The following is a 24,644-nucleotide window of genomic DNA, read 5'->3' on the forward strand; positions in this document are numbered from 1 at the left end:
CGTTGATCAGGCCTCGTCTCGCAGTTCGTCGGCAAGGCCCGCATCGATGAGGATGCGGCGCGCTTGCTCGGACCTGTCATCCTCGACAAGGAAACGGCGGGGCAGAAGCCCAAGCGAACCTTCCAGAATGCTCATGCCCTGGTCGGCAATCATGCAATGAATGCCGGCATCCTTCATCAGGCTTTCTGCGAAAGAAAGCAGGACAGCATCGTTTGTTCTGATCAATTCACGCATCAATGAGTTTCCACATTCCCATATTTTTGAAGGTCATGAGGCGATTCCACACTTGCCGCCACCATCGTCGCTTTCTATTGTCAAACCGAAATCGAATAGGAGTCCGTTCCGTTGGGCGTCGTCATACCGCTTGAAGAAAGCAAAAACAAACTCGCATCCGTCAAGCCGCTTGTCGATCTGACCCGTCCGGACATGGAACGCGTCAACCAACTGATCCTCTCCAAGGCCGGATCGGATGTGCAGATGATCCCGGAAGTGGCGAACCACCTGATCTCTTCCGGTGGCAAGCGGCTGCGCCCGATGCTGACTCTCGCCTCCGCCTCGATGTTCGGTTACGATGGCGACCACCATATCAAGCTCGCCACCAGCGTCGAGTTCATGCACACCGCAACGCTGCTGCATGACGACGTGGTGGATGAAAGCGATCTGCGCCGCGGCAAATCGACCGCGCGCACCATCTGGGGCAACCAGGCGAGCGTTCTGGTCGGCGACTTTCTGCTCGGCCAGGCCTTCCGAATGATGGTGGATGTCGGCTCGCTGGACGCGCTTGATGTGCTCTCCACCGCCGCTTCCGTGATTGCCGAAGGCGAAGTGCTGCAGCTTTCCGTCGCCAAAAACATGGAAACGACGGAAGACGACTATCTCCAGGTTATCCGCGCCAAGACCGCAGCGCTTTTCGCGGCCGCTGCCGAAGTCGGCCCGATCGTTGCCAAGACTGACAAGGCGACGCGCGGCGCGCTGAAATCCTACGGCATGAATCTCGGCCTTGCGTTTCAGCTTGTCGACGACGTTCTGGACTATGGCGGCAAGTCTGCCGATCTCGGCAAGAATACGGGCGATGATTTCCGCGAGGGCAAGATCACCCTCCCGGTCATTCTGTCGTATCGTCGTGGTACCATCGATGAGCGGGCTTTCTGGAAGCGCGCGATCGAAAACGGCGAAAGTACGGATGAAAATCTTGAGGTCGCGCTCGGTCTCATCAAGAAATATAACGGTCTGACGGACACGATCTCTCGCGCCAACCATTACGGCACGATCGCACGCGATGCGCTGGCACCGCTGCCGAAGAGCCCGTGGAAGGATGCGTTGATGGAAGTGATCGACTTCTGCATCGAGCGCGTCAACTGACGGCGCGGCAGAGTTTTCCTCGAAAGAGGAGCGATCGGCGAAATGGAGAGCGGCAGCAGAATTTGTTGCAGGCCTGCTTCAAAAAAGCCATTCTATCGTGACGTGATGCACCACTTTCTGAACCGATTCCGGTTTCCGATGGCGTGTCTATCTCAACCTTAACAGTCATCAAGGGCAGATGTGGTGCCCGGTGCTGTCGAGTTTGAAGCTGATTTTTCAGTGCGGAAGCACACAAGCAAGGGTTCCTTCATGCGGCGCAATCCAGCATTTCGTCTTTTCTGCAGCGCGGCCTTCATTGCCGCACTCACGCTTGGCGCAGGCTCTGCCGCGCTGGCAGAGACGAAGCCCGCCGATAAGGCGGAAGAGGCCGTCAAGTTCGATCCTGGTCGGGTCACCACCTTCTCAGGCGCATTTCTGGCTGCCCGCACCGCGGATGTCGACCAGGATTATACGACCGCAATCATCCTTTACCAGAAGGCTTTGGATTTCGATCCGGCCAATACCGAAATTCGCCAGCGCCTGATGATCGCGCAACTGTTGAGCGGCGACTTCGAGGCCGGCGCCAAGATTGCCGACAGCCTGAAGGACGACAGCTCGGTGGAGCGCGTGACGACGATCGTGCGTGCGCTTGCCGCCATCAAGCACAAGGAATTTTCGTCCGCCGAGAAAATCCTGAAATATAGCGGCCCGAACGATCTGGACCGCATGGTCAATACGCTTCTTGCTGCCTGGGCGCGCGCTGGCGCCGGCAAGAGCAAGGAAGCACTCGCCATGGTCAATGGCATGAAGGGGCCGGGCTGGTTCTCGATCTTCCAGAAATACAACGCGGGCGCCATTGCGCTCGTGACCGGCAACACGGAAGCGGCTCGCAAGAGCCTGAGCGAAGCGGTGGCCGACCGTGAAGGCGGTGCGACCGCAACCGACACCTATATGCGCGCCGTCATGGCGCTGGCGCGGCTGGAGGCGAAAGCGGGCAACAAGCAAAAGGCGCTGGACACGATTGCCGTCGGCGACGGTTTTGCTCCGAATTACGCACCCTTGAAGGCGCTGCGACAGAGCATTGAAAAGGGTGAAAAGCCAGACCAGCAGGTTCAGACCGCCGTTGAAGGTGCTGCGTCCGTCATGTTCTCGATTGCCGGTGCACTGAACCGCGAAGGCGCGGAAGAGATCGTGACGCTGTATCTCCAGGCGTCGCGAGCGCTCGACCCGAAGAGCGCCGATACGCTTATCCTCCTCGGCGGCTTGGCCGAGGCGCAGAAGCAGGCCGAGCGCGCCATCGAATTCTATCGCGAGGTGCCCGCAGACTCGCCGATGCATCGCATTTCCGAATTGCAGCTTGGCCTGACACTGGCGCAGACCGGCAAGGTCGATGAGGCGCGCCAGCATCTGAAGGCGCTGCTCGAATCCGATCCTGACGACATTCGCTCCTACCTCGCCTATGGCGCCGTCCTGTCGGACGCGAAAGACTATGCCGCCATGGCTGCCAATTACGACAAGGCTGTCGAGGTGATCGGCGCGGTCCCGAAGAAGTCCGACTGGACGATCTTCTTCCAGCGCGGCATTGCCTATGAGCGTCTGAAGCAGTGGGACAAGGCCGAGCCGAACTTCAAGCGTGCGCTGGAGCTCAACCCGGAACAGCCGCAGGTTCTGAACTATCTCGGCTATTCCTGGGTCGACAAGAACATGAACCTCGACCAAGGCATCGACATGATCCGCCGCGCGGTGGAGCTTCGCCCCAATGACGGATACATCGTCGATTCGCTCGGTTGGGCGCATTATCGTCTTGGCGCTTTCGATGAAGCCGTGACCGAACTGGAACGTGCGATCGAGCTTCGCGCCGGGGACCCCACCATCAACGACCACCTGGGTGACGCCTATTGGCGTGTCGGCCGCAAGCTGGAGGCCGTCTACCAGTGGAACCGTGCGCTGATCGGCGATAGCGACGACGTGGACAAGGCGAAGGTGAAGGAAAAAATCGCCAATGGCCTGCCGCCCTTGGAAAAGGATGCAGAGAACACCGCGAAGAAGGATCAGGCTCCACCGCCACCTGCACCGCCGGCCCCTGCCCCGGACAAAAAATCCTGACATCGGATGGGTCCGACTGATGGGAAGGGAGCGGTCGATACTGTTGAGGCCGCTCCGGCAAAGATCAACCTTGCCCTGCATGTGACGGGGCAAAGGGAGGACGGCTACCACCTCCTCGACATGCTGGTGACCTTTACCGAAGCAGGCGATGTCGTCCGCATTCGCGGTGCCGCCGAAGACAGCTTTTCGATCTCCGGGCAATTTGCCTCGGAGCTTCTTCAGTCGGATGCGAGCAACAACCTTGTGCTGAAGGCGCGCGATCTCCTTCGCGGCCATGTGCAGAAAAGCGGGCTCACACCAGCGCCCGTTGCCATTCACCTGGAGAAAAACCTGCCGGTCGCCTCGGGGATTGGCGGCGGTTCAGCCGATGCCGCGGCAGCCTTGCGCGGATTGATCCGCCATTGGCAACTGGAGATTGACGGCAAGACCTTGATCGACATGACGTTGATGATCGGTGCCGACGTACCGATGTGTCTTGAGAGCCAGCCGCTGATAGCGCAGGGAATTGGGGAAGAGATTACCCTTCTTCCGCAGTTTCCTCAATTATCGCTGGTGCTGGTCAACCCGCTCAGGGGGGTTTCAACGCCGCATATCTTTAAGCTACTGGAGGAGAAGCAGAATGCACCGCTTCCCGCACCGCTTCAGGATCAAGGCCAGTCATGGCTTTCGATGATGGACGCGCTTAGAAACGATCTGCAGCCTCCAGCCGTGAAGCTTCTGCCGGAGATCGGCGATATGCTGGCAATGCTTCATTCACAGGGCGCGGATGTTGCGCGCATGTCCGGTTCGGGCGCCACATGCTTCGGCATTTTTTCCGACTGGGAGAAAGCGGAGGCCGCAGCAGCATCGCTTCGGGAACAGGAGCCCGGATGGTATGTTCAAGAGACCAGAACGATTGCAGGGAGAGCGTCATGAGTGAGAAGAACACGGGTGGAGAGCGGCAATTCATTCCGGTCGGTATCGCCGTTCTGACCGTCTCTGACACGCGCACCTTGGCGGACGACAAATCCGGCAACACGCTGGCCGCACGGATCGAGGAGGCAGGCCACCGTCTTGTGGATCGCGCTGTCGTGTCTGATGACATCGGGGCCATTCGCGAAAAGGTGCAAGGCTGGACGCTGTCGGACGAGATTGATGTGGTCATTACCACGGGTGGCACGGGCTTTACCGGGCGCGACGTGACGCCGGAAGCCCTGGAGCCTCTGTTCGACAAGCGCATGGACGGCTTCTCAGAGGTGTTCCACCGCATCTCCTATGACAAGATCGGCACATCCACCATCCAGTCACGCGCCACCGCCGGGCTTGCCAATACAACCTTTGTCTTCGTTCTGCCGGGTTCACCAGGCGCCTGCAAAGACGCGTGGGACGGCATTTTGAAAGCGCAGCTGGATTATCGCCACATGCCCTGCAACTTCGTGGAAATCATGCCACGGCTGGACGAGCATCTGCGCCGCACGAAGGGCTGATCCCTATCGCGTTGGACGGAGCGCCCAGGCTGGCACCAACTCCGCCGTCAGCCTGCGCGGCTTCTGGGATTTTGAAAATTCCTTCGGCGGAAGGCCGGATTTCGCGAGTGCGAGCGCATCCTGCTTGCGCAGCAACAGGCCGAATTCCAGTGGCGGACCGCGGCGAAGCAATCGCTTCAGAAACGGCTTTTTATAATAGCGCGAGGGGGAGAATTGCGCGGGCCGCTCGTTCAGCGCCATATATTCGAGAATATCCTCGATCCAGCCACCCTGCGGACGGCTTCCCGGCTCGATCAGCAACACCCACTCGCCGCGGATCGATTGAATGACATCGCCGATCTCCCAGCGCTGATGGAAGCGGCAACCGGCAGCTTCGGCGACCCGCGCCGAGCCATCGTGTGAGGCGTGGTCGAGAATAATGACGTCGCTGATCAAACCCTTCACGGCGCCCGTCACCAGCGCCGAAAGCGTATGCGCAAGCTCGGGCTCTTGGTTTCGGCATTCCATGATGACTGTCAGCATGTTCTCGTCACTTGTGGTGCGTTCCAGACGATAAAGTTCCTACAGCATCGCCATGCAAACCCAAATGGATTTTCTGTCGTGGCACCCGGCAAAATGATGCAATGCAGCAGGACAGGTCCATTGTGTCCTTCTTTGCAGCGCTCCTCCTCGCGCCGCACACCGAGTTGGAAAGCGCTATCGGATTCTTTTGTTCTTGTATTGTTCTCATATTTAGCGTAGGAATCGTTTCATCCAATTCGCTGGCGCAGGCCGGTCAGGAGCATCAGATGAGACACCAAGTGCTTTCGGGGCAGGCTGCCTATCAGCCGGGCCATACGCCGGATATTGCCAATGCTCTGGCAGATGACTCTGGCCTGAGGATCGAGATCGATCGTCGTCGCGGCAGAGGTGCGGGCATCAATCCTGGCGGTCGTTTCGAGACGTTGCAGCATGAAGCCTTTAACGATGGCTGGGACATCATCGAAGAACTGCCGGAGTTCAAGACGGATGTGCAGGTGGAAAAGCCGCGCACCATCATCACCCGCAACGAATCGCCTGACATCCCCTTCGACCGGTCGATCAATCCCTATCGCGGCTGCGAACATGGCTGCATCTATTGCTTCGCCCGTCCGACGCACAGCTATATGGGGCTTTCTGCCGGCTTAGACTTCGAGGCCAAGCTTTTTGCCAAGCCGGACGCCGCCAAACTTCTGGAACGCGAGCTTTCCAAGCCGGGCTACAAGGCGCGGGTGATTGCGATCGGCACCAATACCGATCCCTACCAGCCGATCGAAAAGGAATGGCGGATCATGCGCCAGATCCTCGAGGTGCTAGCCAAGGCGGAACATCCGGTTGCCATCGTGACGAAATCGGCGCTGATCACGCGCGACATCGATATTCTGGCGCCCATGGCAAAGAAGGGTCTCGTCAAGGTCGGAATCTCAGTGACGACGCTCGATCGCAAACTTGCCCGCAGTATGGAGCCACGCGCCTCGACGCCATCGAAACGGTTGGAGGCAGTCAAGACGCTGACGGAAGCTGGTATACCAGTGGCTGTGATGATGGCCCCGGTCATTCCAGCGTTGAACGATCATGAGATCGAGAGGGTGCTGGAAGCCGGTAAAGCCGCCGGTGCGACAGAGGCCTCCTATGTGCTGCTGCGTCTACCCCTTGAGGTCAGCCCGCTGTTTCGTGACTGGTTGCTGCGCAACTACCCGGATCGCTACCGCCATGTCATGTCGCTGGTGCGCTCCATGCGCGACGGCAAGGAATATGACTCGGAGTTTGGCAAGCGCATGAAGGGTGCTGGACCCTATGCGTGGCAGATCAGCCGCCGCTTCGAAATGGCGACTAAAAGGCTCAGTCTCATTCGCAGGGGCATCCAGCTGCGTGACGATCTCTTTGCCCCACCCAGTGGTGCTGGCGTGCAGCTCTCCTTGCTTTGAAGGAAGGAGACGCTCGGTCCAGCTCCCGCTTATGACATGGGTTCTTGGCGCGTCTCCACAGAGCTGCGCCGAAACCACGGCTGTGAAGCCCCTCTTCGAAGAAATGTTCGGTGCGCGTCCCTGACGTACCGGCATTGCCCCCGGTTCCGCCGCCTCGCGTGCGATTTCTCGTTTTCCGCCGCCCTATAGGAAAACGACCCTGGTCTCTCAGGCCATGGATGACAACCACGCCCTACGGGTTGTCTATCGCCGCACCGGGGGCTTGCGGGAGATCGGGTGTCTGTGCAAGTTTTTGCCGCATGAAGCGACGCACAGCATCCGATTCTCCTGCCCTGTTCGATCTTGCTCCGGCGAGCCCCGACTTCAGCATGGAGCTAGAAGCACGCCAGCGCGGCCTTTGGCCCGTGGCCGGGACAGATGAGGCTGGTCGAGGCCCTCTTGCCGGCCCGGTCGTTGCCGCCGCCGTCATTCTTGATCCCGACAATATTCCCGACGGCCTCGATGATTCCAAGAAGCTCACCAAGGCAAAACGGGAAGTGCTGTTTACGAAGATTGTGGAAACCTCGATCGTCTCTGTCGCGTCATCAGGCCCGGTGCTGATCGACCGGATCAATATACTGCGCGCAAGCCTCGATGCCATGCGCCGCGCCGTCCTTGGGCTTGAGTTTGCGCCTCGACTGGTGTTGGCCGATGGGCGCGACCAGCCGCCTGGCATGTCCTGCGAAGCAAAGGCCGTGATCAAGGGGGATGCGCGATCCCTGTCGATTGCGGCCGCGTCGATCATCGCCAAGGTTACACGAGACCGGATGATGGAGCGGGCCGGGACTGTGCACACCGCCTATGGCTTCGAGCTTCATGCGGGTTACGGAACGCCCGTGCACCTACGCGCCATCGAAGCCCATGGGGCCTGCTCACTTCATCGAATGAGCTTTCGGCCGCTTCGACAGGATACTGCCGAAGCCGACGTCGCCTGATAGGCTAGCACTCTCCCCGGTGGTTGAAGAGCGCCTTTCCGTCCATCAACCGGCCATACGCATATAGCCGTCTCGGTTGGCACCTTGCTGCGCGTGATCGGCCAGCTTGAACTGCTCGAGTAGCGCACGCAGCCTCTCGCTTTCTGTCGCCAGTGCAGAGGTTGCGGTGGTGGTTTCCTGCACGAGGGCGGCATTCTGTTGCGTCGTCTGGTCCATCTGGTTGACGGCTGTGTTCACTTCCGAAAGACCCGTCGCTTGTTCCTGGGATGAGGTAGCGATCGCGCCCATGTGCTCATTGACGGCTTCGACATGGTGGCTGATCGTCCTGAGCGCATCGCCGGTCTGCTGAACCAACTTTACGCCGTTCTCCACCTCATGCGATGACTTGCCGATCAGCTCCTTGATTTCCTTGGCGGCCTGGGCAGAACGCTGCGCCAATTCGCGCACCTCTTGAGCAACGACTGCGAAGCCCTTGCCGGCTTCGCCCGCGCGCGCCGCTTCGACGCCTGCGTTCAGCGCCAGCAGATTGGTCTGAAAGGCAATCTCGTCGATGACCACGATGATATTGGAGATCTGGCCAGAGGATTGCTCGATGCGCTGCATGGCGTCCACAGCCGAGGCGACCACCGTGCCAGAGACCCTTGCAGCTTGGTTTGCTTCGCTTGCAGCACCGGTCGCTTCCTGGGCGCGCTTGGTGGAGTTTGCGACGTTGACGGTGATCTCATCCAGCGCCGCGGCGGTCTGCTCCAGCGTTGCGGCCTGCTGCTCGGTACGCCGCGACAGATCCGCGGACCCTTCGGCAATTTCCCGGGTTCCGCGGTTCATGGTTTCTATGGCGCGCGAAATTTCGGTGAGCGTGTTGCCAAGCTGCTGAATGGACTGGTTGAAGTCGGTTCTGAGCGGCTCGAAGTCAGGCGCAAACGTCTCGTTCAGGCGAAACGCCAGATCGCCTGAAGCTAGGCGACGAAGTCCCGTTGCAAGACCGGATGTCGCCACGCGCAGGCGTTCTTCGGCGTCGGCCTCAGCCTTACTCTGAGCCTCCAGTCGTTCGGTCTCGGCGCGCGTTCGGCTTTCCTCAGCCTCCGCTTCAAGTCGCTTGTTTTCGATGGCGCTCTGCCGGAAGACTTCGACGGCATCCGCCATCGATCCGATCTCGTCCTTGCGATGACGACCGGGAATATCGATCTGCGTATCACCCGAAGACAGCTTGCGCATGACACCCGTCATCTGCACGAGCGGCCTTGCGATATAACGGTTGCCGAAGAGCGCTGCGCCAAGCCCGATGGTCAGCGCAACCGCAAGGGCGATATAGTTAAGCGTGATCGCGGCGCCAGCGGTCGCGGAGGTGACATTACCCTCACCGCGCACGTCCATTTCAATGTCATCGACCGCGTCTTGAAGCGAGGTCTTGGCTTGGTTGTAGGCGGTCAGCGCGCCGCCCGCGAACAATGATCTCGCCTCGTCAATCTTGTTGGCATCGACAAGTGCTTGCACCTGTGCCCACTTACCTTCGGCTGCCGTCCAGCGTGCGCTAAAGCTCTCAAAATTCTGCTTGTCTGCGTCATCGACGAGATATTCCTTGTATTCCTTCAGCCTCGCAACAAGCGCAGTTTCGGCCTTCGCCAGCTCGGCTTGAAAATCAGCCCTTGCACCCTGATCCGCGATAACGATCGCGCCCTGGGCGTTTCTGATGCTGCCGATGTCGGCATTGATGGCGCCAATGACGATGAAGCCAGGAACGCGTTCACGGACAATGACATCGACCCCATCCTGGATATGCGACATCGATATGATGGAGGAGACGCCTTGCACACCTGCCACAAGAATCATGACCCCGGATAGAGCAGCCAGAACCTTGCCGATCGATAGTTTCATAGCATCTTCCTCAAATAAATATCCTGAACTGATGTGGGGCACGTGTCCCCAAACGCCCGGCGCCTTACCGAAAGTCACGCTCAGTAATTTGAGCCACAATATTTCTGCGAGAGGCGCACAACACTTAAGGCTAAATATTATAAAATAATGTTTATATTTATTTAAGCTGCATCTTACGATAGTATGCAGCCATAGCTTTTTCATTCCAAAATGAGTGTGAGCACCGATACTGATGTCAAAGGGCAATACCGGGCGTATATCTACCACCAAAGCTATGCTCTTACCCAAAGCGATGTAAGCATAAACTAATACTTGGGTATCATCCGGCTTGACAGCAAACCTGCCGAATGCATACTGCGGGCTACATTGTAATCTACGCGACATCCCGGCGCGGAGCTTTCAGCACATCTTGGAGGGAGCATGCAATGGATGAGAACCGAGGATATCCGGCTCGATCCATGTATCATTCCACCGCCCATCCTCAGCGCTAGTTTAAAGCTCTACGGCCTTCGCTCCCAAACTCTCAAAAGCCGGCCAATAAAAAACCCCTCCCGGTAAGGACCGGAAGGGGTTTTGGATACTCGATGCGACTAAATCGTCTCTGGCTCAGTTCAGACGAGACTTAACTTCACCGACGGCAGACTTGAACAGTTTGCCCTTGGCAGCAGCCGTCGTCTTTTCGGCGATCAGCTTTTCCGAGGCTGCGATCGCAATGTCGACTGCGGCGGAGCGAACAGCGCCGATTGCATCGGTTTCGGCCTGCTTGATCTTCTGCTCGGAAAGCGCGATACGGCGAGCGACAAACTCTTCCGTCTTCGCCTTGGCTTCGGCGGTCAGAGCGGCGGCTTCGCGTTCGGCAGCGGCAACAATGGCAGCTGCGTCCGCTTCCGCTTCCTTGCGCTTGCGCTGATATTCCGCCAGCAGGTGCTGGGCTTCTTCGCGCAGGCGCTTGGCTTCCGCCAGTTCCTCGGTGATGTTCTTTGCGCGCTCGTCGAGCGAGCTTGCCAACATGCCTGGAACCTTGAGGTAGGCAATCAGGACGAAGAAGAGAATAAGGCCTACGAGTGCGTAGAATGATGCATCAAACGCCATCTCAAGCTCCCTTCACATCGGATACCGCGGCAACAGCTGCCTTGGCATCGGTGTCCTTGACCTTCGTGCCGATCAGTTGATCGACAACAGCGGTCGCGGTTTCTTCAGCAATTGTGCCGACATCGGCCAATGCCTGCTGCTTGATGGACGCGATACGCGCTTCGGCAGCGGAAAGCTTCTCAGCCAGTTCCGCTTCGACTGCGGCGCGGTCCGCATCGGCCTTTGCCTTTGCAGCGTCGCGGGCAGCGGACGCGATGGATCCAGCCTTGGCGCGTGCTGCGGCAAGTTCTTTTTCATAGGTTTCGATCGCGGCATCAGCCTCGGACTTCAGCCGGGAGGCTTCATCGAGATCCTGTGCGATACGGCCATGACGATCCTCAAGGATGCCACCAACGCGCGGCACGATGAATTTCTTCATGAGCACGTAGAAAAGGCCGAACGAAATCGCCAGCCACAGAAGCTGGGATGCGTAGGTCGACGAATCGAATGGCGGAAATACGCCGGACCCGTGACCGGCGTCATGCGCCACTCCGGTTTCCGTATGCGTTGCTTCCGGGGCCGTCTGGCCGACAGCGGGTGTTTCCGTCGTCGTTCCGGTTGACGGCGCTGCTGACTGGGCAAGAGCCTCGGTCACGAACATGCTCACCTCCAGGGGTACTGCAAATGCGAAGGATCACGGCACGCCGTTTGCGAGCCGTGATCCAAACCTGATGCTGTTATTAGACAGCGAACAGGAGAAGGAGAGCAACGAGCAGCGAGAAGATGCCCAGAGCTTCCGTAACGGCGAAGCCGAATACCAGACGGCCGAACTGGCTGTCAGCGGCAGACGGGTTGCGCAGTGCGCCGGAGAGGAAATCGCCGAAGATACGGCCGAGAGCGAGGGACGTACCAGCCATGCCGAGGCATGCGAGACCTGCGCCGATGTACTTTGCTGCTTCCGCTTCCATATTAAGCTCCTTGAAATGGTTGTTGCGGCTGTTTTTTGACACCCGGTTCCGGGGCCAGCGACTTTACTTCTCAGTGACCACCATGCACGGCGTCGTTCAGGTACATGCACGTCAGTACCGCGAAGACATATGCCTGCAAGAAGGCGACGAGAAATTCGAGAGCGGTCATGGCGACCGTCATGAGGAGAGGCAGGATCGCTCCGCCGACACCGATCGCGCCAAGCGCGCTCATGGAAGCGACGAAACCTGCGAACACCTTCAGCGTGATGTGACCTGCCAGCATGTTCGCGAAAAGACGAACGGAAAGGCTGATCGGACGCGAGAGGAAGGAAATGACCTCAATGGAAGACACCAGAGGCAGAAGGACTGCCGGAACACCCGACGGCGCAAAGATACCGAGGAAGTGCAGGCCGTGCTTATAGAAACCGTAAACGACAACCGTTCCGATGACGAGGCAGGACAACGCGAAGGTGACGATGATCTGGCTGGTGACCGTGAAGAAGTACGGGAACATGCCGAGAAGATTGGCGGTCAGCACGAACATGAAGAGCGAGAAGACGAAGGGGAAGAAGACCATTCCCTTCTTGCCTGCACCTTCACGCAGCATCGATGCGATGAACTCGTAAGACATTTCAGCAACGGACTGCATGCGACCTGGGATCAGACCGCGGTTCGACGTTGCGAAATAAAGGAAGCCCGACGCCGCAGCGACCGTTGCGACCATGAAAAGCGACGCATTGGTGAACGAAAAATCGACGCCACCGATGTTGATCGGGATAATCGGCTGCACCAAGAACTGATGAGTCGGATCGTTTGCCACCGGCTGCCCTCTTTACCTGTTGCCGCAAAACCGCGGCACCTCGCATCTATATTCCATGGAAAGAACGGCTTTAGCCGTTTTTCTCCCCACCCTGATCTTTCCCCAGCCCGTCCTTGAGAAGCGGCGACTTGGCCACTACCCCTGCGGACCGCAGGACATTCAATACGCCCGCACAGAAACCGAGAAGAAGAAGAACGATCATCCCCCACGGCGACGTGCCGGCAAAATAGTCCAGAAGATAACCCAGCATCGCGCCGACAATAATTGCGGAAATGAACTCCGAAGAGAGCTTGATCGCCATCGCAAAGCCTTTCCGGCTTTCCTCCGCGCTCTGCTCCGTCCGCCTCTCCGCCTCGTCCTCCGCATGAACCTTGGCCAATCCCTCGGCAAGGCGCTTGCGGCGCTCGTCCAGACTATCGTTACGGTTGCCGGTCATTTTCAAATCCTGCCCTTTATCTCCGTTCCAGCGATGCCAGAACCCTTTGGAGTTGTAAACGGCAGGGCTTTTAGCCTGTTCCAGCCCGCTCTGAAGTCGCGCGCAACATAGTTTTAGGGACTTCGCTAGTCAAGGCACCGTCGGCGCTTGTTTCAGCACAAATTTTCCAAGCAAAATCAGTCGCTTGAACGACAAGCACGGATTCTTGGCACGGTTTGCCGATGGAATCGGCATTTTTGACACGAGTTTTGCAGGCAAATCCGCGTGATCGCGACAGCGCGCGCTTGTGAAATGGAACCGTTCTAGCTCCAGCCACCGCCATAGGTACGGTAGAAGACATGCAATCCGATCCTGCCGACTTTCTTCATGGATTTGCCCCAGGCGGGTCGAACATAAATGGCGTGATAATGGGTTGCAGAGCCCACCTCGCTCAGCCAGATCTTGCCGGCTGTCGTCGCCATGGCAACTTCGCGCGCCATCTTCCAGTGCCGCTCGGAATTGACGCGGTCCTTGATGTTGTCGCAGGCGAAGGAAAACTGGCAGCGGTTACGCCAGTCCTTGTTCTGATAGACCACGCCGCAGATGGTTTTCGGATAGGCGGGGTTGCGCACACGGTTGAGAATGACCTGGGCGACAGCCGCCTGACCTTTGATCGACTCGCCTCGCGCCTCGAAATAGATGCCGGAGGCCAGGCATTGCTGCTCTGCTGCGGAGAAGGCTTCCGCTGGCAGCGGTGTCGCAGCCCAGGCGTGATCGTCTGGCGTGATCGGCGGGATGAAGCGGCCGGTATCCGGTTTTTTCAGGATGGCGTCGAAGGGCGACTCGCGGGCGAAGTCTGGCTCCGGCGGCGCATAGGCTGTCGCCAGCACATCCGGGGTGCGGTTGGTGACCAGATCCGCCAACATCGGTGAGACCGTCCTGTCGGCCTTCTTCTCGTCACGACGGAAATAGAAGGAGGCCAGCTCGATCTCCTTGCTCTTCTTCGGCTTGACGAAGGCGGTGCGATCCTTGCGCTTCAGCGGCTCGATGTCGATCATGCTGGTGCGTTGGAGAACGGAGCCGGCGGTAAAGGCTTTCGGCGGCTGCATGACTTCGGTGGCGATCACCCTGCCCTTCTTGGCGGCGCGGTTAACGCGCTCGCTATCGGGCGTCGTCTCATGGCCACCCTTTTTGGTGACGAAGGCAACTTTGCGGCCATCGGGAAGCGTCATGCCTGCGCCGGTGATGGCGGCGGTATCGCTCGCATCATTAAAGGCCAGCGAAGCATTGTGGACTGAACCAGCTGGGGAGTTGGTCAGCACCATGCGCCACTGTTCGCCGCCAGCATCAAGACCGGCAAGAAGCGAAGCCAGATCGGCGCGCGCTGCAAGGGAGGGAAAGGCAAGCCAGGCCACAAGGCCAAAGACAATAGGCGAGGTCCACTTCTCATAGGCAATGAGGGGCCCGCGACGCGATACTTTTCTTGAACGCAAAACCATGACTCCGGACACACGCAAACGACTTGCTACACAACCGGATAATCTCTCATTAACCTTGATGCTTGGTTAACAAGGCGCCTCTGAAAGCCACCTCACGTTAATGTGTGACCAGATACTAAAACGCGCCCCTCTCCATCGGAAAGCGACGCGTTGAATGGCTTTTACAACGAGGGCTCAGATGACCACGTGGGAGCCCAGTTCGACGACGCGGTTTGTCGGCAGGCGGAAGTAATCGGATGGGTCAGCCGCATTCTCCGCCAAAGCGATGAACAACCGGTTCTGCCATCCAGGCATGGCGGACTTCGAATCCGGCACAAGTTTTCGACGTCCCAGATAGAAGGAGGTCGACATGATGTCGAACTTGTAGCCGGTGCGGCGCAGATAGCCGAGTGCCTGGGTGACGTTCTGGGTTTCCATGAAGCCGAAATGCAATTCCACCACGACGAAGCGCTCGCTGACCTTGGTCATGGTGTAGCGTTTGTCCGGGTGAACGCGCGGCGTATCTTCCGTGCGGATCGTCAGGATGACGTTCTTGTCGTGCAGAACGTGGTTGTGCTTGAGGTTGTGCAGCAAGGCGGCGGGTGCCGTCTCGGGATCGCCCGTTAGGAAGATTGCCGTGCCGGGAATACGCACCGGCGCATGCGCGCTTTCCTTCTCTACGGAGGCGACGAAGGCCTTCAGCGGCACGTCGGTTCTGCGGGTCTTGGCAAAGAGAATTTTGGAACCCCGCTGCCACGTCATCATAATGACGGTAAAGGCGATCGCCAGCAGGACCGGCACGTAGCCACCGTCGTGGATCTTCAAGAGGTTCGCACCGAGGAAGATCAATTCAAGCGTGATAAAGGGCAGAACCACCAGGAGGGTAAGCGGCAGCGACCATTTCCAGTGGCTGCGGGCAAACTGGAAGAACAACAGGCTGGTCACGACCATCGCGCCGGTAACGGAGATGCCATAGGCGGTGGCGAGCGCATCGGAACTCTTGAACGTGAGCACCAGGGCGACGACGCCAAAGAGCAGCACCGTGTTGACGGACGGCAGATAGATTTGCCCCGTGTTGGTCTCTGAGGTGAAGAGGATTTCCATGCGCGGCAGGTAGCCAAGGTTGATCGCCTGACGCACCATCGAAAAAGCACCCGTGATGACCGCCTGGCTGGCGATGATCGTGGCAGCCGTCGCAAGGATAACCGCCGGCAGCAGCGCCCATTGCGGAAACATCAGATAGAAGGGGTTGGACATGGTCGACTGGTCCTTCAGAACCAGTGCGCCTTGGCCGAGATAATTGAGGGTGAGTGCGGGAAAGACCAGCGCGAACCAGGCCCATTGAATGGGCTTGCGTCCAAAATGGCCCAGATCGGCATAAAGCGCTTCCGCACCCGTGATCGTCAGGAAGACTGCACCCAGCACGACGAGGCCGTAAAAGCCCTCATTCATCAAAAACTCGACGGCATGGACCGGATTGAACGAATAGAGGATCCTATAGTCATCGGAGATATGCAGGAGCCCGACAAGGCCCATCACGATGAACCAGACGGCCGTGATCGGGCCGAAGAACTTTGCGACGATTTCTGTGCCATGGGACTGGATGGCAAAGAGACCGACCAGAATGACAAGCGAAATGGGAATGATGAATTCATCCATCTGCGGCGTCACGAGCTTCAGGCCTTCCACGGCGGAAAGGACCGAAAGCGCGGGCGTGATCATCGCGTCGCCCAAGAAGAGGGCCGCACCAATCAGGCCGAGCATGATGAGAAAATTGCGTCGCGCGCCTGCTCTCTTCATCAGCAGAGCCAGAAGCGAAAGCGTTCCGCCTTCGCCATCATTGTCCGCCCGCAGCAGAAAACAGATGTACTTGATCGTGACGATGATTGTCAGAGACCAGATCATCAGCGAGATAAGGCCGATGACTTCAGCCTCCGTCAGCCCGTCCTGGGAGATCGGCTTCAGCGCTTCTCTGAACGCATAGAGAGGGCTTGTGCCGATATCGCCATACACCACGCCGATGGAGCCGAGCATGGCCGCAAACAGGCCTTGCTGGTGGCGGTCCTCGACCTCAGGCTTATCGAGCATGTCTTTTTCAAACGGATTAGGCATATGAATCCTGGCCCTTTAAAGCCAGCCCTTCCAGCGAAAAACGATAAACGGGATGATCGCCGATATCAGCATAACGAAGATTGCAAGCGGATAGCCATAGGCCCACTGCAATTCCGGCATGCGCGCGAAGTTCATTCCGTAAATGGAGGCCACCAGCGTCGGCGGCAGAAAGACCACGGACGCGATAGAGAAAATCTTGATGATGGCGTTTTGCTCGACATTGATAATGCCAAGCGATGCATCCAGCAGAAAGGTCAGATTGCCGGAAATGTAGGACACGTGCTCGGACAGCGAATGGATGTCGCGCGCGATCGACGCTCCCATTTCCTTGGCATCCTTGTCCTCCTGAACGAGGGTCGTCGCGTGAAGAAAAGACTGGACGCGCGCAAGTGACGTCAGGCTGTCGCGCACTTTCGAGACCAGGCGATGGAAGGAAGCGATTTCAGCAATCTTGTCTTCCAGATAGCGAGGTTCCTTGCGCTTGCTGCGCGCCTCGCCGCCGAAGATCCCCTTCGCAACATGATCGATACCGACCACGGTGTTCTCGATGATTTCGGCAGTCCGGTCGACGATCGTTTCGAGCAGCTTCAAAAGCAGAACCGCGCCGCTGCGGATTTCATGTGGCGTGCGGGTGATGGCGGCGATGAAGAGATTGAACGACTTCGGCTCCGCATAGCGGATCGTCACCAGCCGGTTGCCAACAAGGATGAAAGCAACGTCGGTCAATTGAGGATCGGACGAATCTGCCTTCCAGACGAGCGATGCCGTCATGAAGACATTATTGTCTTCCGTATAGAGGCGGCTCGAGGGCTCGATGTCCTTCAAATCCTCGCGCGTCGGAAGCTCGGCGCCGAGCAGGGCTTCGACACGCTTCTCTTCGTCACGGTGGGGGTTGATGAGATCGATCCAGACGATGTCGTCGGATAAATGCGCAAGATCCCCGTCAGCAGACAGGCTGATCGCCTCGCAATTCGAGCGATAGGCTTTTATCAATCAGTTTCTCCGGTCCGCGGCGCCGATTGTCATCGGCTGGTCGATCTAACACATCATCCGTAGCGTCCGCAAACGCATGAGCAAGACTGCGGTTCAAACGGCGCCGGGCTATGCTCCCAACAGGGTAAAGAATCAAGCGGTATTTTCGTCTAAGGCTTTAGGCTGTGCTGCGTCTGCACTCGTAACAATTAAGAAAAAATCATTAAATACAAGCTACTAAAAGGCTTTTTACTCAGCCTAAATCTTGCGGGCCTGCTTGCCGTGCTCGATAGATATGCAGTCAGTGCATCGATATCGGCCCATTTTCCGTAAGATTTTCAAGGGGTTCTATTCAAATATGATCTTCGGCGCCGTGCGGGCGGTGCCTCTTCCGATCTCTGTCCACACCTTTTGTGCAATCTCCCTGTAGGATTGCGCCTGTGGGCCGTCCGGTTCGGAGACGACGATCGGCGTCCCGGCATCCGACGTTTCGCGGATCGACATGGTCAGAGGCACAGCACCCAGGAATGGCACGCCGATACGCTCCGCCTCGGCTTGCGCACCGCCATGGCCAAAAATGTCGTAGCGCTTGCCGGTATCCGGCGCGATGAAGTAGCTCATATTCTCGATCACGCCGAGGAGCGGCACCTCGACCTTGCGGAACATGGTGATGCCCTTGCGCGCATCGATGAGCGCCAGATCCTGAGGCGTGGAGACGATGACAGCACCTGCCAGAGGCACCTGTTGAGCTATCGTCAATTGTACGTCACCGGTTCCGGGTGGCATATCGAGAACCAACACGTCTAGGTCTCCCCAGACGACTTCGCGCAGCATCTGCATCAGGGCCGATTGCACCATAGGCCCGCGCCAGATCATGGCTGCTTCTTCATCCACGAGGAAACCCATGGACATGACTTTCAGGCCGTAATTTTCCATCGGCATGATGGTGCGGCCTTCGCCCTGCTTTGGTCGGCCTGATATGCCGAGAAGCCGAGGGACGGAAGGGCCGTAAATATCGGCGTCGAGAACGCCGACGCGCAAACCCAGCGCCTGCAAACCCAAAGCGAGATTGACGGCGGTGGTAGATTTTCCAACCCCACCTTTGCCGGAGGCGACCGCAATGATCGACCCGATGCCCGGAACGCCAGCCTTTGCCTGCTGCTGTGGCGCAGGTCTCGGTGCTGCCGGTGGGGCCTTTGGCGCCGGGGTATTGGAGGCGTTGCTCGGCCTGCTATTGGCGGTCAAAGCCACCACGGCTGCCTTGACGCCTGGAACCCCAAGTGTCGCCTTTTCCGCCGCAAGCCGCAGAGGCTCCAGCTCCTTGGCGTGGTCCGCGGGCACGGTAAGGGAGAAGTAGGCCTTCGAATCGCTCAGAAAGATTTCCGAGACCATGCCGAGTGCGACGATGCTTTTGTCGCTCCCTGGATAGATGACCTGCTCCAGAGCCTGCTCGATCTGTTTTTTATCCGCCTGTGCCATGCCCAACCCCATCCGCTTCAGCAAGGGTTAGATAAGGGAGCCCACGCTATTCGCCAATATCAGCGCATCGGGTTTAACAGAGAAACGCATCGCCGTGCAAATCGGCATGCGTCACAATGCGCCAAGGCCTGTCGCTACCGATACGATCTCGATCGAAAGCGCCATCAGCTTTCGTGATGAGTGGCAAAGCTCTCCGGATCGAAGATCTCACCATCGAAGAAGGTATCCGGCCCGAGAAGAAGGGGTGCGCGATCGGCGCCAACATAGACCCGCGTGTTGAGCGTTCCTTCCAGCTTCATATTCGCCGCCGGTACCGGCGCAAAGAGCGGTCGCACGGCCCTGCGGAATATGTCCGGCCGGAAGACTTCGGCAGCGGCGTCTCGAACGCTCTCAGCGGCGGCGACCTGTGGCGGGCATTCGTTCCAGCGGATCATCTGGTTGAAGAACCAGAGAGCCTGGCTTTGCCATGGGAAGTTCGCAGCATTCCCACTCACGCAGAAGAAGTCGTGGCATTCCAGCAATCGGGCGGGCGAGTGCGGGATGAAACCGGATAGCGAGGCAAGAACGTGCTCGATCTCGCAGGCAAGATAGGTGGGCGACGCTAAAAGATCGGCCAGCTCCTCTCTGTTTGCGGCGGAGGCACACCATTCGCCTGCGCGATAGAAGGCGCGAATTATCGCGTGCAGCGTCTGCTCATTCGTGTCTGCCCACTGCCTCGAAACGGCGAGCCCCTTTTCGGGGCCATTTTGCCAGATATGCGATTTGGTGGTGACGATCCGCCCCTCCCCTTCCATCGTGACCGCGCTTCCATAGGGCTCACCCACATAGAAGCCGTCGATGCTGCCGTCTCGCAGCAGGCTCGGCATGTTGGCGGGTGCCGCTTCCATGATCGTCACATCGTCTTTGCCGATCAGGCGGGTACTGGCGATGAGATAGAGAAGCTCGTAGGTCGATGTCGAGGAGGAGTGCTCCGTGGCGAAGATCAGGGGTGGCAGGTCGGCTTTTTGACGCGCCATGGCAACGCGCGAAAGCGCACGGGCAACCGATCCTGGGTCCGGGATCTTCATACCCTGCTCGACCAGATCATCATACAATAGAGAGCTGACCACGAGCGTAGAGCCGCCGGTCGCGAGAATGAAGGGAACGAGGAGATCGGCTTCAACGTCAGCCGTTGGTAGAGCGAGAGCAACCGGCAACGAGACGGATAGATGTGCGCCATCGAGTTCGGCTGAAGACCACGCGCCCAGAATTTCGCGCGGTTCGTTCATTCTGATCAGTTCAAGGGCGACGCCTTCGTCGGCGGCAAAACCCTTTTCAAACGCTGCGACGAGAATAGCGCAGTCTACGGTAGGAGAAAACGCTGCCCTGAAGCGCCGTGTTCCTGCCAAATCAGTCTCCTCTTTGCCGAGAGACACAGGATCACCCACACCGCCACGGATAACAACAGGAAAAAGAAAAAATCCCTATTTTATCAAGCCGACGCGCAGTGCCTTGGCGACAGCCTGGGTCCGATTGACGGTATCGAGCTTTTTTGTCGCGCGATTGAGGTAATGATTGACGGTATGCTCGGAGAGCGTGAGAATATCGGCGATCTCGGCACTTGTTTTTCCCGCCGCAGTCCAGTTGAGGCAATCGATTTCGCGGTCGGTCAATGTGTCGCTGATTCGCGAGTCCAGGCTGCGTACATGGGCGAGATGGCCGTACACGTGTGCCGCCAGATAGAAGATTTCCGCCACCTCTGAGCGAGAGAAGGATGACTTGGCTCCCGAGAGCGACACCGCACCGCGCATGCCTGTCATATCCTGAACCGGACACCAGACCGAATTCACCATATCGAAGCGGGCAAACAGATCTTTGAACTTGTCTGCGACAACCGGGCGCAGACCATGACCCCTGAAATCTTGATTGACCACGAAAGGCGCGCTCGCCTTCTTCAGAGCACTGTAGACGTTACTGTCGACGAGAAGCCCGTCATTGTCATACTGCTGCAGCAGGTCCGCCGGCCAACTGGTGATGACGGTGCACTGTGACAGGGTCAGCGACATCTGCATGGGCAGGTTCATCACCATGAAGGCCTTCATGCCCCAGCTTTCCGTCACGCGCTTCATGAAACGGAACACATCATACTGACTTTCCAGGCACGTCAGTTCGGAGACGCTGTCTGCCCCCATAGGAGAAAATTTTTCTGGTTCGGCGACCGGCATTCGCAAGTTCTTTATAATAGGCTACATTAAGAAAGGGCCAAGAAGAAAAAGATGACTGCTATCGTTAGCAAAATACAAGTCTAACGCAAATGAAAGTTGGTACAGGTTCGTACATCGCCTTTTCCGGGTTGTAAGCCGTTGTGGAGACGAGCAAAATTCTACCTCAGGGGGTGGGTGCAAGCCGAAGTGCCGCGTCAGCGGAAATACGTCTCGCAATCTCTTTGACGAGCGGAGCCCAGCTTTCCAGTCGCTCCCTCGTCAACCGGTACGCCGGGCCGGTCACGGAGATCGCAGCATAGAGCCCCGGCCTGTTCGTCTCGATCGGGACCGCGATGCACTGGATTCCTTGCTCATGCTCTTCAAGATCGAAGCCATAGCCGTGCTCGCGTATTGTCTCGATCTCCTTCAGCAGGGCCGGTACGCTGATGATCGTGTTTGGCGTGAAAGACTTCAGCGACAGTGCCTTGACGGTTTCGAGCAACTCGTCATGCGCAAAGAGTGACAAGGCCGCCTTGCCGACGCCGGTGCAATAGAGCGGCGAGGTGCGGCCGATCTGCGAATACATCCGCACCGCGTGCTTACCGTCGATCTTGTCGAGATAGATGATTTCGGAGCCGCGAATGACGCCAAGATGGACGGATTCGCCGGTCTCTTCATGCAAGGCACGCAAGTGAGGCGCTGCTACCGAGCGCAGATCGCTCCCGCTCCAGGCTTTGGCAGCGAATTTCAGCAGCCTGATCCCGGCACTATAGGATTGATCGACGTTTTGCTCGAGAAGACCCTCTTCCACCAGATGGGACAGTTGCCTGTGCAGTGTCCCACGGGGCTGGCCGGTTTTTTTCAGGATCTCGGTAAAACGGGGCGGCTCTGGCGCCATCACCACCATCTCGAGAACGGAGATGGCTTTGCCGAGCGTGCCGGTCGAACTGTCTTTGTTTCCATCGTCACGAGAGGTGGGCACCAGATTTTCTCCGAAGACCGCACGCCTGCGCTTGACATAGCCAGCAACAGAGGGCGATTATTCCATTTAATAAAACTTAGTTCCAAATATTGGAACTTTCAACCTCTATGTTGATGTCGTCATGAACAGCCATTTCAACCCGTCACCAGAATTTTCCAACAGAGGCGTTCTAATCACCGGAGGCGGATCCGGTATCGGTGCGTCCCTAGTGGAGGCATTCGTCCGTATTGGCGCAAAGGTCGCTTTCATCGATATCGATGTGCGCGCAAGCGAAGCACTTGTCGACAAGCTTTCGCCGGGAGCCAGCACTGCACCACTTTTCTTCAAGGCAGATTTGAGGAACCAGGCTGAACTTGCGGAGGCCGTGAAATCGGCAGGGGACGCGCTCGGTGGGATCAGAGTTCTGATCAACAACGCCGCCTGGGACGACAGACACGATATCGACACCGTCACCAGCGACTATTGGGATGCGAACCAGGCCGTCAATCTGAAGCAGGTCTTCTTCGTCACGCAAGCCGCCCTCCCCTATCTGAGAAAAGAACAGGGCGCCTCCATTATCAATTTCTCGTCGATTTCCTATCTGCTCAATATGGGCGAGCTACCTGCCTATACGGCGGCCAAGGCGGGCATTATCGGATTGACGAAGAGCCTTGCAGGAAGGCTTGGGCCCGAAAACATCCGCGTCAACGCCATCCTGCCCGGGATGATCGTGACCGAGCGACAGAAGGATCTCTGGCTCACCGACGAGTCCATCACCCATACCATCAACCGACAGTGCCTCAAGCGGACTTTGACCGGTGAGGACCTCGTTGGTCCCTGCCTCTTTCTGGCTTCGGATGCCTCCGCCGCCATGACCGCACAAACAATGATTATCGATGGAGGTCTTCTATAATGTCAGATGCTGCATTCGTTGCCGTAGACTGGGGTACGACGAGCTTTCGCCTGTGGCTTTTGAGTCGGTCGGGCGATGTTCTTACCGAGCGCCGTAGTTCCGAAGGGATGACGACGGCGATGCACACGGGCTTTGCCGAGGTTCTGGCATCGCATCTTGCAGCCATCTCCGCGCCGGAAGGCCTGCCCGTGATTGTTTGCGGCATGGCAGGGGCACGGCAGGGCTGGATCGAGGCAGGCTATGTGGATGTGCCCGCCAATCTTTCCGAAGTCATGGATCGTGCGACCCGCGTTCCGGATCAGAAGAGCGATATCCGCATTCTTCCCGGTCTCGCACAAAGGGCAGAAGGTATGCCGGATGTGATGCGCGGCGAGGAAACCCAACTTCTCGGAGCGCTATCGACCGATCATCGCACCGGCGCCCCGCTCGTCTGCATGCCCGGCACCCATTCGAAATGGGTTCGCGTCAGGGATCTCAACGTCACGCAATTTTCGACCTTCATGACCGGCGAGATTTTCGATGTCGTCTCGAAGCACACGATCCTGTCCCACGCCATGGCGGACGCAGAGCCCTTCAGCGGCGATCTTCCCGCGTTCAGCAATGCGGTGATCGACATTTACAACAATCCGCAAATGGCGACGAACCGCTTCTTCACCTTGCGTTCCGGGCAATTGCTGCATGGTCTTTCTGCGACGGATGCGAAAGCCAAACTCTCCGGAACGCTGATCGGCTTGGAAATTGCCGGTGCGCATGCCAGTGCACCGCGTGATTCCTCTGTCATCCTGATCGCCTCGGGCGGTCTGGGTGAACTTTACAAGGCCGCGTTCCACGCTCTTTCCATCGACTTTATCACCATTGACGCCGATGATGCGGTTCGCCGGGGGCTGATTGCCGCTGCGACATCCATCTGGCACTGAGGAGTTTCAAGCCCGTGTACGTTCCCTTTCCCGAAATGAAATACCCGCTCGTTGCCATTTTGCGCGGCATTCGTCCTGAAGAGACCGAGGGCGTTGTTGTCGCCCTGCTTGAAAGCGGCCTTCGCGCCATCGAGATCCCCTTGAACTCGCCGGATGCGTTCCGCTCCATCGAAACCGCAGCCAAGCTTGCGCCTGCCGATGCACTGATCGGTGCCGGTACAGTCCTGACCGTCGATGACGTGGCACGGCTGGATAGCGCCGGTGGAAAACTGATGGTCAGCCCGAATGTAGATACCGACGTGATCACGGCGGCGCGCGACAAAGGCATGGTGACGATGCCGGGTGTTCTCACGCCGACCGAGGCCTTGCTCGCATTGAAAGCCGGTGCGACCGGCCTCAAATTCTTCCCCGCAAGTGTGCTAGGGCCGTCGGGCATCAATGCCATTCGCGCTATTTTGCCGAAGGACACGCTGGTCGCAGCGGTCGGCGGTGTGTCGGACAAGAACTTCTCCGATTATACGAGTGTCGGTATCAAGGCGTTTGGCCTGGGAACAAGTCTCTACAAGCCTGGTATGAGTGCAAGCGAGGCCCGCGAGCGGGCAGAGATCACCATCGAGGCTTATGACGTGGCAGTGGGAGGATAAGAT

General features: G+C 58.0%; 24 protein-coding genes. 9 read left to right on the forward strand and 15 right to left on the reverse strand.

Annotated elements, in window-relative coordinates; genetic code table 11:
* Positions 1 to 6: 6 nt before the first annotated feature.
* Positions 7 to 234: a putative signal transducing protein gene (locus tag PVA19_RS00165; RefSeq protein ID WP_062425944.1), complete on the reverse strand. Its 228-nt coding sequence runs from the start codon at positions 232 to 234 to the stop codon at positions 7 to 9.
* A gap of 111 nt (positions 235 to 345) precedes the next feature.
* Between PVA19_RS00165 and PVA19_RS00170 the strand changes: the two genes are divergently transcribed.
* The 4 genes from PVA19_RS00170 (at position 346) to moaB (ending at position 4,913) form a co-directional block, all read left to right on the forward strand.
* A complete protein-coding gene (locus PVA19_RS00170; protein ID WP_274100809.1) occupies positions 346 to 1,362 on the forward strand; it encodes a polyprenyl synthetase family protein in 1,017 nt (338 codons plus the stop codon).
* A 249-nt stretch (positions 1,363 to 1,611) separates the two neighbouring features.
* Positions 1,612 to 3,447, forward strand: coding sequence for a tetratricopeptide repeat protein (locus PVA19_RS00175; RefSeq protein ID WP_274100810.1), 1,836 nt, complete (start codon positions 1,612 to 1,614; stop codon positions 3,445 to 3,447).
* A 6-nt stretch (positions 3,448 to 3,453) separates the two neighbouring features.
* The gene (locus PVA19_RS00180; RefSeq protein WP_274100811.1) at positions 3,454 to 4,362 is read left to right on the forward strand and encodes a 4-(cytidine 5'-diphospho)-2-C-methyl-D-erythritol kinase; all 909 of its coding nucleotides are present in this window, start codon (positions 3,454 to 3,456) and stop codon (positions 4,360 to 4,362) included.
* Positions 4,359 to 4,913 (forward strand): molybdenum cofactor biosynthesis protein B, encoded by a 555-nt coding sequence (moaB, locus tag PVA19_RS00185; protein WP_274100812.1) that lies wholly within the window; start codon positions 4,359 to 4,361, stop codon positions 4,911 to 4,913. The genes PVA19_RS00180 and moaB overlap by 4 nt, the downstream gene beginning before the upstream one ends.
* A 3-nt stretch (positions 4,914 to 4,916) precedes the next feature.
* Here the strand turns inward: moaB and PVA19_RS00190 are convergent, their stop codons facing one another.
* A complete protein-coding gene (locus tag PVA19_RS00190) occupies positions 4,917 to 5,435 on the reverse strand; it encodes a glycosyltransferase family A protein (protein ID WP_062599407.1) in 519 nt (172 codons plus the stop codon).
* Positions 5,436 to 5,701: 266 nt separating this feature from the next.
* On the opposite strand from PVA19_RS00190, the gene PVA19_RS00195 reads away from it, so the two are divergent.
* Complete coding sequence (locus PVA19_RS00195) at positions 5,702 to 6,859, forward strand: PA0069 family radical SAM protein (protein ID WP_274100813.1); 1,158 nt, start codon at positions 5,702 to 5,704, stop codon at positions 6,857 to 6,859.
* Positions 6,860 to 7,158: 299 nt separating this feature from the next.
* Positions 7,159 to 7,833 (forward strand): ribonuclease HII, encoded by a 675-nt coding sequence (locus tag PVA19_RS00200; protein WP_112358862.1) that lies wholly within the window; start codon positions 7,159 to 7,161, stop codon positions 7,831 to 7,833.
* A 45-nt stretch (positions 7,834 to 7,878) separates the two neighbouring features.
* Here the strand turns inward: PVA19_RS00200 and PVA19_RS00205 are convergent, their stop codons facing one another.
* From PVA19_RS00205 to PVA19_RS00265, 13 genes are all read right to left on the reverse strand, one after another.
* The gene (locus PVA19_RS00205; protein WP_274100814.1) at positions 7,879 to 9,708 is read right to left on the reverse strand and encodes a methyl-accepting chemotaxis protein; all 1,830 of its coding nucleotides are present in this window, start codon (positions 9,706 to 9,708) and stop codon (positions 7,879 to 7,881) included.
* Between the two features lie 606 nt (positions 9,709 to 10,314).
* A complete protein-coding gene (locus PVA19_RS00210) occupies positions 10,315 to 10,800 on the reverse strand; it encodes a F0F1 ATP synthase subunit B (protein ID WP_274100815.1) in 486 nt (161 codons plus the stop codon).
* 1 nt (position 10,801) lies between these two features.
* Positions 10,802 to 11,440 (reverse strand): F0F1 ATP synthase subunit B, encoded by a 639-nt coding sequence (locus PVA19_RS00215; RefSeq protein WP_112358859.1) that lies wholly within the window; start codon positions 11,438 to 11,440, stop codon positions 10,802 to 10,804.
* A 79-nt stretch (positions 11,441 to 11,519) separates the two neighbouring features.
* The gene (locus tag PVA19_RS00220) at positions 11,520 to 11,747 is read right to left on the reverse strand and encodes a F0F1 ATP synthase subunit C (RefSeq protein ID WP_027673924.1); all 228 of its coding nucleotides are present in this window, start codon (positions 11,745 to 11,747) and stop codon (positions 11,520 to 11,522) included.
* Between the two features lie 70 nt (positions 11,748 to 11,817).
* Complete coding sequence (locus PVA19_RS00225) at positions 11,818 to 12,567, reverse strand: F0F1 ATP synthase subunit A (protein WP_062438540.1); 750 nt, start codon at positions 12,565 to 12,567, stop codon at positions 11,818 to 11,820.
* 70 nt (positions 12,568 to 12,637) lie between these two features.
* A complete protein-coding gene (locus tag PVA19_RS00230; RefSeq protein WP_062425955.1) occupies positions 12,638 to 13,003 on the reverse strand; it encodes an AtpZ/AtpI family protein in 366 nt (121 codons plus the stop codon).
* A 302-nt stretch (positions 13,004 to 13,305) separates the two neighbouring features.
* On the reverse strand, positions 13,306 to 14,481 hold the full coding sequence (locus PVA19_RS00235; protein WP_274100816.1) for a cell wall hydrolase: 1,176 nt from the start codon (positions 14,479 to 14,481) through the stop codon (positions 13,306 to 13,308).
* A gap of 174 nt (positions 14,482 to 14,655) precedes the next feature.
* A complete protein-coding gene (locus PVA19_RS00240) occupies positions 14,656 to 16,548 on the reverse strand; it encodes a potassium transporter Kup (protein WP_165457003.1) in 1,893 nt (630 codons plus the stop codon).
* A gap of 39 nt (positions 16,549 to 16,587) precedes the next feature.
* A complete protein-coding gene (corA, locus tag PVA19_RS00245) occupies positions 16,588 to 17,565 on the reverse strand; it encodes a magnesium/cobalt transporter CorA (protein ID WP_062425958.1) in 978 nt (325 codons plus the stop codon).
* A 327-nt stretch (positions 17,566 to 17,892) separates the two neighbouring features.
* Positions 17,893 to 19,023, reverse strand: a complete 1,131-nt coding sequence (gene apbC, locus PVA19_RS00250; RefSeq protein WP_274100817.1) for an iron-sulfur cluster carrier protein ApbC — start codon at positions 19,021 to 19,023, stop codon at positions 17,893 to 17,895.
* A gap of 164 nt (positions 19,024 to 19,187) precedes the next feature.
* Positions 19,188 to 20,411 carry a CmpA/NrtA family ABC transporter substrate-binding protein gene (locus PVA19_RS00255; RefSeq protein ID WP_274100818.1) on the reverse strand — a complete coding sequence of 408 codons (1,224 nt, stop codon included), beginning with the start codon at positions 20,409 to 20,411 and terminating at the stop codon, positions 19,188 to 19,190.
* 75 nt (positions 20,412 to 20,486) lie between these two features.
* On the reverse strand, positions 20,487 to 21,227 hold the full coding sequence (locus tag PVA19_RS00260) for a helix-turn-helix transcriptional regulator (RefSeq protein WP_062425960.1): 741 nt from the start codon (positions 21,225 to 21,227) through the stop codon (positions 20,487 to 20,489).
* Positions 21,228 to 21,390: 163 nt separating this feature from the next.
* Positions 21,391 to 22,188, reverse strand: a complete 798-nt coding sequence (locus PVA19_RS00265; RefSeq protein WP_274100819.1) for an IclR family transcriptional regulator — start codon at positions 22,186 to 22,188, stop codon at positions 21,391 to 21,393.
* A gap of 121 nt (positions 22,189 to 22,309) precedes the next feature.
* Between PVA19_RS00265 and PVA19_RS00270 the strand changes: the two genes are divergently transcribed.
* The 3 genes from PVA19_RS00270 to PVA19_RS00280 are packed head-to-tail and all read left to right on the forward strand — an operon-like array spanning position 22,310 to position 24,641.
* Positions 22,310 to 23,080, forward strand: coding sequence for an SDR family NAD(P)-dependent oxidoreductase (locus PVA19_RS00270; RefSeq protein ID WP_274100820.1), 771 nt, complete (start codon positions 22,310 to 22,312; stop codon positions 23,078 to 23,080).
* Complete coding sequence (locus tag PVA19_RS00275) at positions 23,080 to 23,997, forward strand: 2-dehydro-3-deoxygalactonokinase (protein ID WP_274100821.1); 918 nt, start codon at positions 23,080 to 23,082, stop codon at positions 23,995 to 23,997. Before PVA19_RS00270 ends, PVA19_RS00275 begins: the two co-directional genes overlap by 1 nt.
* 35 nt (positions 23,998 to 24,032) lie before the next feature.
* Positions 24,033 to 24,641 carry a 2-dehydro-3-deoxy-6-phosphogalactonate aldolase gene (locus tag PVA19_RS00280; protein WP_274101071.1) on the forward strand — a complete coding sequence of 203 codons (609 nt, stop codon included), beginning with the start codon at positions 24,033 to 24,035 and terminating at the stop codon, positions 24,639 to 24,641.
* Positions 24,642 to 24,644 lie beyond the last annotated feature (3 nt).

The sequence above is a fragment of the Agrobacterium sp. CNPSo 3708 genome, assembly GCF_028674915.1.
Classification (GTDB): domain Bacteria; phylum Pseudomonadota; class Alphaproteobacteria; order Rhizobiales; family Rhizobiaceae; genus Agrobacterium; species Agrobacterium cavarae.